The following is a 12935-nucleotide window of genomic DNA, read 5'->3' as shown; positions in this document are numbered from 1 at the left end:
GGACTGTACTTCGAGGGCCGTGCCATGTGGATCTACACCTTCCTGGACCATCAAGATCCATTGTCAGGCGTGTCCACGCCGCGGGGATCACCTCATTACCGACCTGGTCGAGTTGCCGCCCGAGTTGCTGGCGGACTGCTTCGCGAAGGCGGTCACGTTCCTGGCGGAGGGCGGTGATCTCCTCGCGAGCCATGAGCAGGTCGGACTTCAGGCTCGCCGGGCTGGCCTGGCGACCGTCTGATCTTGCGACGACAGGTTCGTGTTCCTGCTGGCGGATGGCCGCTTCAACGTGCTCGCGTACGCCTTCGGCATAGACGAGCCAGGTGGAGACCTTCGCGGTGCGGGCGATTGTGGTGAAGGTGATGGGCTCACCGTCGGCCAGCATTCTCTGGACGGCGTCCAGGACTCGTTGCCGTTTTTGGAGGCTGTCGGCTCTGCGGGAAGCCGCGAGAACCTCGGTCGGGGTGCGGGCTGCGGGGCTCACTCCTTGTCCTGCTGAATCACGGTGAGGGGCAGCAGTTTGCGCCTTTCGCCTGCCCGCAGACGACGCAGGACCGCGGCTGCTTCTTCCAGCTCGGCGCGCTCTTCGTCCGGCATGTTCGCCATCCGTCTGCGCATTTTCTCGGTGACCTCCTCGTAGGAGACGATCTGAGCGGTGAGGTTGTCGACGACGAAGCTGGCCGCGTCCATCGCCAGGGCGGTCTCGCGGTCGGCTCGCAGGCTGTTGATGTGGTCCTCGATGGTCGGGAGGTAGGACGGGTCGGGGCGGTAGAACCCGCAGCCGGAGCACTGGAAATGGATCGGGCATGCCTGGCCGCCGGCCTTGACGTTGGATGGTTCGGTGCAGCCGCCGAACGGGACGGCCACCGAACTTTGTTCATAGGCCAGCGGCGAGCATGGAGAGGCGGCTCCGAGCCGGTCGACGACCTGGAGGCTGAGCGTCTTGACAGCCTCACGCTTCCGCTTCAAGGAGACGCGGTAGTAGCCGAGCGTGGTGCGGGGATCGTCGTGATCCATGAGGTCCCGAAGCACGTCGAGCGGGGTGCCGGCATCCGCGTGCCGTTGGGCGAACGAGTGCCGGAACGCGTAGGGAAAGATCAGGGACTTGTCGAACGGCAGCGGGTTGCCGACGGTGTCGAAGGTGCCGCTGTCCAGCTCAGGCAGGGAGTCGACCCACTTGCGTAGCGTCGCTCCCAGTGTGATCCAGCTCAGGTGTGGCAGACCGGCCACATCGGTGGCCGCTGGGAAAAGGTGGGTCTCGCTGTGGGAAGGTGCGTCGACCTGGTCGCGGATCTTCTGCCATCGCTCGATCGTCTGCACTGTCTCGGTGACGATCGGCAGGCGCCGTCGCATCCGGCGGCCCTTGTTGTTGTTCCAGATCAAGGACACCTCATCGCCCTCGCGTTCCAGGCAATTCCTGGGCAGGGAGGCCACTTCGGTCGGGCGGCGACCGCAGTCGCGCAGGACGACGTAGACGGCGCGGAACATCGCCCGCACCTCTTCGGGATCGAGGTCTCCGTAGTGAGCGTCGACGGGGAAGGAGTCGAGCTGGCCGATGACGTGCTCCGGGATGGCCCTGCCGATCTCGTCTTCGTTGGTGTCCTCCTGGGGGATGCGGTGCGAGGAATGGCGGGCGAACATCCCCGGCGCTTCTTCGAGCTGACCGGTGAGTCGGCCAAAGTCCAGTAAGGCGAAGAAGCCCCTGAGCATCTTGGTGCGGTAGCTGGTCGCGCAGAGCTTGCCGGTTCTGCTGTTGCGGGCCGCCACGATCTCCTCGAACGCGGCCTGGATGTGGGTGAAGTCGAGTTCGGAGAGTTCGGCTCCGCCGCCGGGCAGTCGGTTCATGCCCTGGGCGGCGAGCACGGTGCCGCGGTGCCAGCGGTTGAACTCATCGCTGGTGGGGCGCTCGGCCTCGGTCCATCGCCGTAGCAGGCCCCGCAGCCATCTCTGCGGGATTCCGGCCAGATCGGCGGCCCCGGCCTGCTTCCGCCAGCCGGTCCTGGTCTGCGATTTCAGCCCTGCCGCCCGCAGGTCGATGGTGTCGTCTGCCCACGGGTCGTCGCCGGAGAAAGCGACGAAGCCGCGGCGGACCGACCAGGCCAGCTGACGGAACACCGCGTGCGGGCTGAGCTGCTTCTCGTAGAGACCGTCGAGATGGTCAGCGCGGAGCACCAGACTGGTGTCCCTGATGACCAGACCAGCAACGATCTGGCGGACGCTGCGGGGATCGAGATTGTGCCCCAACTCGTCCCGGTGCTGCAGCGCGTAGGCGATCTCCAGCCGCAGCAGCGGCGGTAGCTCGATCAGCGAGAAGCGGTGGGAACTCAGGAACGGCGGCTGGCTCGCGGACCAAGCCAGCATCTCGCATGTGGCGGTGTGCCCGAGCCCGCTCGCCTTCTTCCAGCGGCGCAGGTGGTAGGCGGTTCACCTCCGCGCGAGCGGAGGTCACCCGTGACAGTGAGCAGAGCTACACGAGGTTCCGTCTGACAGCCAATCACCCACTGCGGGCATCGCCTGGCAAGAAAAGCCACGACCAAGCCATCGCGACGATCACTGGCGTCCAGGCCCCAGGTGACCGGCCCCAAGGTTTGCCAGGTCAGCCGCACCCAGTGCCCCTTTGGTTCGGTCCGCAAGGGTCGGGGGCCAAGTCGTGCGTCACCGCGGTCGCTGCCTCTCCCCCGGCTGCCAACCGAACAGTCACCGTACGACAGGGCACAACCCCACCAAGATCCGGACCATGCCCGGGCCACCCTCCCGTATGCAACCCAGCAGACCGGCATCCTTGCTGGCCAGAAGGCCGTACTGCCTGTACCACCAGCAGACGAAAAATCTGCTGGGACGAACGCGCACCACGCGCAGGCGCAACCCCTCGTCCGTGCCGCAGAGCCGGGCGACAAAGCCGGGGCGGCCTCGCGGTCAGGTCGCCACCACGCAACGGCCCTGAGCCGATCAGCCCCAAGATGTCCTACTTCAACGGAGCGTAGTCAGCACCAAGTCAGCACGGGAGGGGTGAGCACGGTTGATGACGTGGGCTTTTAGTCAGCACCAAGTCAGCACAGGAGTCAGCACCGCACCGCCAAATCAGTCCGAACTACGCGTCCCGGACAGCACTCGTTTCGACCGCTTTCGAGCCCATGAACCGCCCTTCCGTGAGCCGTCATGGTGGCCGCAGGCATAGCTGACCCTCGAACTATGTTGCCCCACCACATGTGCGCCTGACCTGCGTGTTTCTACGGTGTGGCGACACGCAAACGTCCCCGTCACACCCCAGGAAGTGGTGCCGATGTCGTCGCCCGCAACCGCTCCACCAGCCCCGAACAACCTCAAGCGCATCGTCGCCGCCAGCCTCATCGGCACCACCATCGAGTGGTACGACAACTCATCCGATCAGAGCTACGAGCTGCGGTTTTGCCGCCATGGGCCCTCCGAAGTCAGCACCAAACCAGCACCGGGAAATCTCGTGCTGGGTGAGAGACTAGGCCGCGCTCGATCTGCCTGGCTGTGGGGCGTGATGACAGGCACCAGAGATCGTCACTCACCGTAGCGCTTCCTGCCTCACCAGCGCCACGCCGACCGGCTGTCTGCCGACCTCCTCGGCGGGCCACCAAGCCGAACGCGTGGGGGCTCAGCCAGCTGTATGGCTGAGCCCCCACGCGTTCGCGGATATAGGTCAGGCCACCTCGACCACCGCCTCGAACTCGAGGGGCAAGTTGAGATCGGCCTGCATTGCGAAGACGGCATCCATCAGCGACCTCAGGCGCTCGGGAGCGTCGGGCATGACATGCGCGTACGTCTGATGAGTGATCCGGGGGTCGCGATGCCCCAACCACTCAGCCATGTCCGTCACCGGAACGCCCTTCGACAAGCCGGCGGAGGCGAAGAAATGGCGAAGCCAGTGTGTGGTGATCCTCCGTGAGATGCCCGCCGCCTTCTTCGCGTTACGCCACAACCGGTCGACGAGGGAGTACATGAGGATGTTGGTGCGCCCAACGTTGGAGAAGAGATAGTCCCCCTCCAGGCGGTTGAGGCCCTCCTCCACGCGAAAGGTGCCGTACATCCGGACGTGCTCCTGTACCTTCGCGGCGATGGTGGGGGGCACCGGAACTGCTCGACCCTCATCCAGATCGCGCCACTTGAGGTGCCGGATGCAATGGGCGCGCCCCCTGCCCTTGGTGATGGCCTTTTGGACTGTGCTCTTGGGCTCCTCGTTCTCGCCGTCCTGCGTCACCTGACGGTCGACGTAGAGCGTTCCGCTCTCAAAGTCGAACTGCTGCAACGTCACGGCACACGCCTCACCGACGCGCAGTCCGCACCCGGCCATGAGCCACACGAGCAGCTTGTAGGGCCCGGGTAGGTGCTGCTCAATCGCCTCGATCTCCGCCAAGGTAGGCAGGCGGATCGTTTTCTTGACTCTCCGCTTCACCCGCTGGCGACCGGTGCGGACGTGCTGGCACGGATTCTTGGTTATGTACTCGTTGGCGACGGCGAAGCTGAAGACACCCGCGAGCGTCTCATAGCGATTGATCGCCGTGCTTTCCCCATAACCACGCTCTTCCACCATCCACTTCAGCCACGCATTGAGATGCTTTGGCTTGATGGCACCAATGGCAGTAGTCCCGAAGTGGGGCTCCACGTGGAGGCGAAGGCTCGTCTCGTACTGATACCGCGTCCCATTTACCCGGTTTCCGGAGTCGATGAACTCGCGGTACACCATCACAAGCGGGACAAGCAGACCTGTCGGGGCGATGTAGGTTCCGAGATCCTTTTCCCGCTCAACCTTGGCGGCGAAGGAGTCGGCAGCCCCCTTCTTCTCGAACGACTTCTCACGCTGCCGCCCACCGCGCCCACCAGGCTCCCGATATCGCACTGTCCAAGCGTGGCCGCAGCGAGTAGCAGTACAGGGATAGTTAACGCTCTTCGCGTCTTCCTTGCATTTCTGGAGAACCCGAGCCAACCTAGCGGATCACCTTCCGGTACAGCGGCAGACTACGCTTCACCAGGTTATCCATACTTCCTTTCCAAATACGCCACAATGTCACGCTCGCGAAATCTCAGAAGTCGGCCGACTTTTTGAGGACGCAAACCCCAAGCTCGGTACTTATTCTTGATCGTCGACTCGCTGACTTTCAACCAATCAGCTACTTCAGCTGGCGTTAGAAGCCGGTAGCTTCCACCCTGCGTCAAGATCTCACCTACCATCCCCACGGGTAAAGATCAGTCGGACAACGGCTTTTCGTCCTTCTCAGTGAAGGATCTAGGGCGGCGGCGTCAACTCTTACTCAGTTGCCGCACCCATCAGGGAAGCAGTAGCCGGTGCTGTGCTCTTCCTATCCATGGATTCCGACGCTACCTACTGTGCCCGCCACGGCTCCCCTGCCGAGGTCAGCCCAATGCGGGCTCACTCAATGGTCGTCGCGATCGCCGGTTTGGCTAACCGGCGAACGTGGTCTATGTTGTGCGCCCCCGAAGGGAAACTCACGGAGGATTCTTAGCGGACAAAACTCAGGGAGGCCCGCCGGGACGACCTGGAGGACGGGGGCGTGCCGTCCGTCACAACCACCCCGAGTCCGTCGTCAACGAGCCGGTCAAGATCGCGTGCATCGACGCGCTCGGGAACAGCGACGGCTCGGGTTACGGGTGAGGCTCCAGGTGTGTCGCGATGTGCCCGAGGACCGCTCGGTTCCGCCGGCAGCTACGTTGCGGCAAGTCCTCGCCGCTCAACACGGCCACACTGGCACAGAGGCACAGCGCCGTGGAGGAGCGCCGCATTTCTCTCGCTCCGATGCGGTCCATACGTTCAGGGCGCCAAGTGCCAAGCGGATGGGGGCGATGAATCGGGCGGATCGGAGAACGGCATTCGACAGGGGCTCCTGGGGGCGGGGGCTCTGCGATGAGGCCGAGCAGCATGAAGTACCGGCCGCAGTCATGGCCGACCTGTCCGTAGGTCGGCTCGAAGCCTGGATACCCTCACTGACCTGGTATTTTCCGGCACGTTGTACGTTGACATGGTTCCGGAGCAGGTTCCAGTCCTTTGGGGTACTTCCTCATCTGCCGTCGGCGAATGCCAGGCCGAGGAAAGGCCAGCGGGAAATGTCATGCGGCGCTCCCTTCGGTGAGCAACGGGGCCGGGCACGCTCCGCGTTCGCCTGGCTCGGTCGCACCGTGATGCCCGGTGTGCACGGCGCCAGCGACCAGCCCGGACGGTTGGGCCCACAGCCGCCGCGACAGAAGCGGCGCCGAAGTCGCTGGCTGTGCTGCAGGCGTACCCGTGGATCGCCCAGGTCTCAGCGAATTTGGAACCCGAAGTGCAGTAGCCGGGCTACAACGCGTGGGTCTCACGGAGTCCGCGACGGCTACGTGATCCTTTCCAACGCCAGGGTCGCGGTGCTGCAAGGCCACGCAGACAGTCGACGTGATTTTACTGTAGAGGATGTCTCGCGTGGTCGCCCTTCCCGGCAAGCACATCACATGACCGTGACCGGTGCCTGAACTAACGTCGGCGTGGTTGCTGCGTGCCGGGAGAAACTTGTTGACCCTCACACTGTGTCAGGCGCGGGACTTGGAGACATCATGTTCACCATCGGAGACTTCGCCCTGCATAGCCGCGATTCGGTTCGGATGCTGCGTCACTACGACGCAACCGGCCTGCTGCGCCCGGCCCGTGTCGACCCCGCCACCGGCTACCGCTTCTACACGGCCGCCCAGCTCACTCGCCTCAACCGGGTCATCGCGCTCAAGAATCTCGGCCTCACCCTCCAGCAGGTCCGGCAGATCCTGGACGAGAAGGTCAGCTCAGCACGGAGGAACTGCGTGCCATCCTGCGGCTGCGGCGGACCGAGCTGGAGGTCGACATGGCGGCGGCCGCCGCGCGCCTCGTCCAGATCTAGGCAAGGCTCCGGTCGATCGAGAGCGAGGGGCACATGCCCACGGACGTGTGTCTGAGGGTAGGACCAAAACAGCACAGAGTGAACTTTGTTCGTGTTTTGTGCCCCCTTGTGGACCTCCCCAGCACGAGCTGCTGGGTGCATGCTCTCTACGGTCGGCAACACGCGTCACCGTCGTACTTTCATCACACTTCGATGTCCAGGAGCGCCTGATGGTCAGTGAGCCCATACCCGCGCGTACACGATTACCCTGCGCACCCCAAGTAGTCGCCCTGGCAGCCGACCGCCCGGCCGAGGGGTACTCCCCGCGAGTCAAGCCGGTCCCCCGGGGTGTGGGGACCTGCCGCTCGCAGTACACATCGTGTATGAGGGGCAGCGTGTGGTGAGTCTCAAGACTCACGCCGAGTGCGCTGGAGCCCTCGCGCGCAGGAGTTCAGCTGTTGAGGAGATCACCGCTGGGGGGTCGGGGCCGCAGTGCCACCTTCTGACTGCGACGCCGGACGGCGCGGCGAAGTTCGGTGTCGCGGTGATCGGGGTGCCCGCGCCGTTGCGCGAGGGCGTCCCTGCTACGGCCGATGCCGGGCGCAGGTCGCCGCTTCGGCCGGGGTGTTCAGGCCGCCGCGAGAGCGAGAAGTTCGGTGACGCCCGGCGCCGTGCGGCAGGGCTGGAAGCCGGGCACGAGGTCCTGGACAAGCTGCTCGCAGCGTGGGGCACCAATCCGGCGGGCGAGCTGGAGCGCCTGGTCAGCGGAGTGCGCGGCGAGTTCGGGTTCCTTTAGCGCGAGGTAGCTGGACGCCTCGTACGCGAGGAAGACGCCACGGGTTTTGTCCCGGGAGGCGGGCAGAGACGCCCGGCCCTCGCCGATGAGCTGGTGGGCGCGCCGGGTGTCGCCGGGTCTGCGCTCAGGAACCGACAAGCACAGGGTCCGCAAGTGGGAAGTCATGGGAGTCATCCCGGCAGACGACACACAGACCTACATCGCCGCAGCCCTGGAACTGCCGACCGAACTCGTCGACCCCGGCAACTGGCCGAACTGGCTGCCCGGCAGCGACGGAGAAGTCGTCCCCCTCGGACCGTCCAGCTCCGTCACCGCACTGCGAGAGGCCCTGAAAACAGCCATGGACCACCTGGGACGACGCACCCTCCTCGCCATCTCGAGCACCGGCCTCACCGCCCTCGCCGCGTCCTGGGCAAACGGCACGGAAGCCGTACACGCCACGCAGACCAACCGCGGCAAAACCATCGGCAACGACACGATCACCCTGCTCGAGGACACCAGCCGACGATTCAACGCCCTGCCCACCGAGCAACGGCAACACGTCGCCCCCCTGCTCGACGCCCAACTGGTCTCCGTGACCAACCTCATCGAGCACGGCCGCTACGACCGTACTACTGGCCAGCGTCTCCACACACTGGCGCCATCCCTCGCCCAGACCGTCGCCTGGCACCGCTTCGACCACGGCCAGCACACCGCCGCCAGCAAACTCTGGATCGCCGGCCTCCACTGCGCCCACGCCACCCCGGAAAGCGGCCCCCCACCAGCACGAAACCCCCCAGCAACCCGACCGCGCGCGCCTGCGCCTCCTCGGGCTGGCCATAGTCCGGACGCCAGCCGGTTTGAGCGCAGAGCTGGGGTCGCATCGTCCGCAACGAGCACCACCAGTCGGTCATCGGTCCGCCGGTCAAGATTCCCCACCACGACACGCTCAGGAACTCTGATGGCACGCATTACATGCCGAGTTGCAGCTCCGGGGGGGGCGCCGCAGCATGTGCGAGGACGGCCCTATCGCGGCGATAGCCGCGTAGCAGCAGATCCTTGCTGAAGAGGCCGGCAGCGCAGACAAACAAGGGCAGCCCGGTGGACACGACTCCGTAGTACTTGTGACCGAACCAATCGTTCAGTGCGCCGAACGCAAAGAGGACAGGGGAAGTGAAGCCGGTGGAGGGAACAGCGGAATCCAACAGACCAGCCTCCTACTGATCTTTTCGTAAGTTCGGTGGGTGTGGTGGGCGGATGGTCAGGCCGGTGTGGGCGAGGAATGACCACGGCAGTTGGGGGTTGGCGTTGATGCGGTGGATGCCTTGCTCGGTGGCGTCGGCGACATCGGCGAGGTGGTCGCCGGCGAGGTTGGCGAGTTCACGCTTCTTGAGAGAGGACCACAGCAGCTCCACCGGGTTCAGCTCGGGAGCGTAGGCGGGCAGCCGTTCCAGGATGAGCCAATCCTGCTCAGCGACCCAGGCCCGCATCGCCCGGCTCCAGTGGGCGGACAGGCCGTCCCAGACCAGGACCACCCGCTCGCCGCGGTAGAACACCTTCATCTGCTCCAGGACCTCGATGAGGGCGGCGGTGTCGTAGCTGCCGGGCTTGAGGTGGAAGCACAGGCGGGCCCCGCGATCGGGGTCGGTGGAGTGGTAGCCCAAGGCCCCGGCCATCGACGCGCGCTTCCAGTTCAGGCGGTGCCGCAGCAGCGGAGCCCGCCTTCGGGGTGCGTAGGTGCGGCGGATCTGAGGGAGCAGGGAGACGCCTGATTCGTCGAGGAAGACGATCCAGGCACGTGTGTTCACGGCCCCTTTTTGATGCGCGGCCACTCGTGCGCGATCCAGCGGGCGATCTCCGACTCGTCCCGCTCGACCGCCCGCCGCTCGGGCCGCTGCAGGCTCCATCCGAGCCGGCCGGTCAGCAGCCGCCACACCGACGCCCTCGACAGCACCACCCCCGTGGCCCGGGTGACGACCGCACCGACTCGTTCCAGGGTCCACAGGTCGGCCTCGAAACCATGAGCCTGGGCGCCTTGCTCCAATGCGGCCCGGACCATCTCGACCTGGGTGTCGTCCAACTTGGGCGGGCGTCCGGTGGCTGCTCGTCTCCGCAGGGCCGAAGCACCACCTTGCTCCCACACCCGCCGCCAACGCCGCACGCTCTCGGCACACACCCCCACCGCCCTCGCGATCTCCGCATTCGAGACGCCGCCCTCGAACAACTCGACTGCCCGAACACGACGCGCCTCCGCCAACTGAGGCCGCGACAAAGGAGGAAGAGAGGAGCCAGCAGCCGCAGGGGAAGGTTGATATGCCACCCCGACAGCCTCCCACCCACACGCCCACCACACCCACCGAACTTACGAAAAGATCAGTAAGGAAGTTCGGGCTGCGGCAGAGCTGCGGAGGCACGCCGCTGCGGAGAGCTTCTGGGCCCTGCTCAAAGAGATCGGCACCCGCACCTGGCCCGACTGGGCCACTGCCCGCGCGGAGGTCTTCAACTTCATCGAGACCTTCTACAACCGCCGCCGCCTACGCAAGCACAAGACCTTCGGCTATCTCACCCCGGCCGAGACCAGACAGCGGCATCAGCACGCCCTCGCGGAATAACGATCACGTGTCCGAGATCACGGGGAAACTTCAGTCAGTTCGTACCCCACCGCTGTGAACACTGCTTACTCGCCGCACGGAATTGTCCCACCACCTTGCGGGCGAGACGTGAACGCTGACCGGTGACTACAACGGTGCCACCACCGACCAGAGTTCGTCAGGAACCAGCCGATGCGACAGATCGGTTATCACAGCCGCTCGTGATGCCCCAACCCTACTGACCACGTGAGACACCGTCTTACCCGCTCAACGGTTGTTCCTGGTGTTGTATCCGAAAATGTGAAGTCGATTCCCGCTCACCTGTCTCTGTTCGGTAGAACGGCTTCAAGAAACGCATCGAGACTTCGAAGGTCCGACAGAACGGCATCGGCCCCCGCGCTCCTCAGTACACTCTCGCTACTCCTCCCCGTCGCTACTGCGACGACGCGTACCCCGTTGGCACTACCACCCACCACGTCGGCCGGCGTATCGCCGATGAGTACTGCGTCAGCCGCTGGGCAGCCCGCTCGTTCGAGTGAGAGCCGGACCAGGTCGGCACGGTCGTCTGCGTCCTCGCCGTACGCGCCGATACCCCAGACGATGTGACGGTCGAGGCCAAAAACACTGAGCTTGATCTCTCCCGCCGGCCGAATGTTGCCCGTGACCACGGTCTGGGTGACGCCTGCTGACGCGAGCGCGTCCAGTGCACCAGCCGCGCCGGGGAGAGCATGGCCACGTTCACGCAACTCGGCAGAATGAGCGAGATGCTCCTCAGCGAGCGCCTGGGCGAATCGCTCAAATTCCGCCCGATCAGTCGTGAGACCGTGGAGCTTCGCTGTCTCCCGGAAGATGACTGGCTCGGTGATGCCGTCGATGGACGCCTGCTCACGCATCTGTATGCCGGTCGTTCGCTCGAACGCGGCGGCGGACAGTTCCCGCCCCACGCCACGTGTCGAGATGAGCGTGTGATCAATATCCCACAGCACCAGCCGCGCCATCCGTCCTCCAACTGCTTGGGCTCGCTGGCTACAAGCTCTCACACGTTCGAGGGGGCACCATGTGGCCACCGTTCAAAACCAGCCCTACTCTGGCGTCACTGCTCAGCCATCGAAAGGGCGGGTATGGAGCCTCCGCACACCCGGCTCGGCGATCGGGTCAAGCGCTACCGGAGAGCAACTGGCCGCAGTCAGCCGGTCATCGCAGGGCTGTGCGGCATCTCCGAGCGCTATTTGTCCCTGATCGAGGGCAACAAGAAGGTACCTTCCGTCGACGTTCTGTCCCGTCTCGCTGCCGAGCTGGGGGTTCCGATCGGTGCCCTCCTCAACGACATCGTCACTACCGGGCCGACCGAGCCGACCGTGCCGAATGAAGCCGTGCCCGACATTGCCCGTGCCCTCATGGGCTACGGCAGGCCCGTCGGCAAGAAAACACCGGCGGTGCCAGTCGTTGATCTGCGCGAACGAGTGGAAAGCGCTTGGCGGAACTGGCAGTCCAGCAAGACCAGGTTCACCGATGCCGAAGCGACGTTGCCCGCGCTTATCAGCGACGTCGAACACGCGATCCGCATCCATCGAAACGGCGCTGACACCACGACTCGCCGCGACGTTCTGCGTGCTGCGGCTGATCTGTACGGGCTGCTGCGGTCGTACTGCCGCCGGGCCGGACGCCTGGACCTATCACTCATGGCCGCAGACCGTGCGATCCGCGCGGCAGAGGAGGCCGACGACCCGCTCCGATTGGCTGGCGCACAGTGGAACCTCGGGCACGTCCTCCTTTCCGATGAGAGAGACGGAGCCGTCGAAGAAGCGAAGGAGGTCGCGCTCACGGCTGTTGAACAGTGCAAGAACACGGCCCCGACGCCAGGATTGACTGCCGTGACTGGTGCCCTGGAACTGGTGGCCGTCGTCGCGGACGCGCGGCAGCGCCGGTGGTGGGAGGCCAGACAACGCCTGGAGTCAAGGGCCGCCGTTCTCGGTGAACAAGCAGGTGAAGGCAACATTCAGCGGACCGTGTTCGGGCCGACCAACGTAGCGCTACACGCGATGAGTATCGAGATGCTCGCGGGCGAGGCCGCTGAAGCGCTCAGGCTGGCAGATCAGGTGGACACGAGCGTGCTCCCCTCCCTCGAGCGCCGGTTCACCTTCGGCTTGGAGGTAGCCCGCTGCCACGACCTCCGTGGGGAAGACGCCGCTGTCTACGTTCACCTCCTGGGCCTGGAGGAACTGGCGCCAGAGGATCTGAAGCGTAACGCTCATGCAATCGCGCTGGTCACAAGCCTCCTGGGCCGGGTCCGTCCTACGTACCGCGATCAAGTCGCCAGCCTCGCCAATCGACTCGGCGTGATCTGACCAACCCGAACCGTGAGTTCACCCGAACTGAGAGTTCGGGTTGTGCGCTCTCAGCCTCCGTACGGTCGCAATACCCAGTGAGCGACCACCCTGGAGGCAAAGCACATGAAGACCTCGACCGATGATGTGATCAGTCGACCCTCACGTACCAAACCCAGAGCGCCGAGAGCCAGCGGGGACGCCGTTCGGGTCGGCCGCTTCTACGCGCTTCAGGCTTTGGAGCGGCTCGTCACACCGGGTGCTGTTGTGGTGGAGCCGGCCCCGGCAGGCTCCACCATGCTCTTCCTCATTTCACCGGGCAGCCGCCTGCGCTGGGACGTACCACAGACACTCTTGCTCCACGAGGGCTCGTTCG

Annotated in this window: 10 protein-coding genes and 1 pseudogene; 2 read left to right on the top strand and 9 right to left on the bottom strand. The window is 65.1% G+C overall.

Translation table 11 applies throughout. The annotated features are described in order from the left end of the window. The 4 genes from ACFTZC_RS40305 to ACFTZC_RS40290 all read right to left on the bottom strand — a co-directional run. On the bottom strand, window positions 1–484 hold a 484-nt coding region (locus ACFTZC_RS40305), incomplete at its 3' end, for a DUF6262 family protein (protein ID WP_382898887.1). Beyond that, window positions 481–2361 (bottom strand): tyrosine-type recombinase/integrase, encoded by a 1881-nt coding sequence (locus tag ACFTZC_RS40300; protein ID WP_382898886.1) that lies wholly within the window; start codon window positions 2359–2361, stop codon window positions 481–483. The genes ACFTZC_RS40305 and ACFTZC_RS40300, both read right to left, overlap by 4 nt. Window positions 2362–3670: 1309 nt before the next feature. After that, the gene (locus tag ACFTZC_RS40295) at window positions 3671–4867 is read right to left on the bottom strand and encodes a tyrosine-type recombinase/integrase (protein WP_382898884.1); all 1197 of its coding nucleotides are present in this window, start codon (window positions 4865–4867) and stop codon (window positions 3671–3673) included. A gap of 134 nt (window positions 4868–5001) precedes the next feature. After that, the gene (locus tag ACFTZC_RS40290; RefSeq protein WP_382898889.1) at window positions 5002–5199 is read right to left on the bottom strand and encodes a helix-turn-helix domain-containing protein; all 198 of its coding nucleotides are present in this window, start codon (window positions 5197–5199) and stop codon (window positions 5002–5004) included. 1371 nt (window positions 5200–6570) lie between these two features. Here ACFTZC_RS40290 and ACFTZC_RS40285 point away from each other — a divergent pair. Beyond that, window positions 6571–6953 (top strand): annotated as a pseudogene (locus ACFTZC_RS40285) (helix-turn-helix domain-containing protein); the annotation flags it as partial. A 541-nt stretch (window positions 6954–7494) separates the two neighbouring features. On the opposite strand, the gene ACFTZC_RS40280 reads toward ACFTZC_RS40285, so the two are convergent. From ACFTZC_RS40280 to ACFTZC_RS40260, 5 genes are all read right to left on the bottom strand, one after another. After that, window positions 7495–7800, bottom strand: a complete 306-nt coding sequence (locus tag ACFTZC_RS40280) for a hypothetical protein (protein ID WP_382898882.1) — start codon at window positions 7798–7800, stop codon at window positions 7495–7497. Next, entirely contained in the window at window positions 7787–8398 is a 612-nt protein-coding gene (locus tag ACFTZC_RS40275; RefSeq protein WP_382898881.1) for a hypothetical protein, read from the bottom strand. Before ACFTZC_RS40275 ends, ACFTZC_RS40280 begins: the two co-directional genes overlap by 14 nt. 460 nt (window positions 8399–8858) lie before the next feature. Then, window positions 8859–9449 carry a transposase gene (locus tag ACFTZC_RS40270; protein ID WP_382898879.1) on the bottom strand — a complete coding sequence of 197 codons (591 nt, stop codon included), beginning with the start codon at window positions 9447–9449 and terminating at the stop codon, window positions 8859–8861. Then, on the bottom strand, window positions 9446–9961 hold the full coding sequence (locus ACFTZC_RS40265; protein ID WP_382898877.1) for a winged helix-turn-helix domain-containing protein: 516 nt from the start codon (window positions 9959–9961) through the stop codon (window positions 9446–9448). Before ACFTZC_RS40265 ends, ACFTZC_RS40270 begins: the two co-directional genes overlap by 4 nt. Window positions 9962–10549: 588 nt before the next feature. Next, window positions 10550–11230, bottom strand: coding sequence for an HAD family hydrolase (locus ACFTZC_RS40260; RefSeq protein WP_382898875.1), 681 nt, complete (start codon window positions 11228–11230; stop codon window positions 10550–10552). Between the two features lie 123 nt (window positions 11231–11353). Between ACFTZC_RS40260 and ACFTZC_RS40255 the strand changes: the two genes are divergently transcribed. Continuing rightward, window positions 11354–12580 (top strand): helix-turn-helix domain-containing protein, encoded by a 1227-nt coding sequence (locus ACFTZC_RS40255; RefSeq protein ID WP_382898873.1) that lies wholly within the window; start codon window positions 11354–11356, stop codon window positions 12578–12580. Window positions 12581–12935: the final 355 nt, after the last annotated feature.

The organism is Streptomyces sp. NPDC056987, from assembly GCF_042673865.1.
Classification (GTDB): domain Bacteria; phylum Actinomycetota; class Actinomycetes; order Streptomycetales; family Streptomycetaceae; genus Streptomyces.
This window is presented reverse-complemented; position numbering and strand designations above follow the sequence as displayed.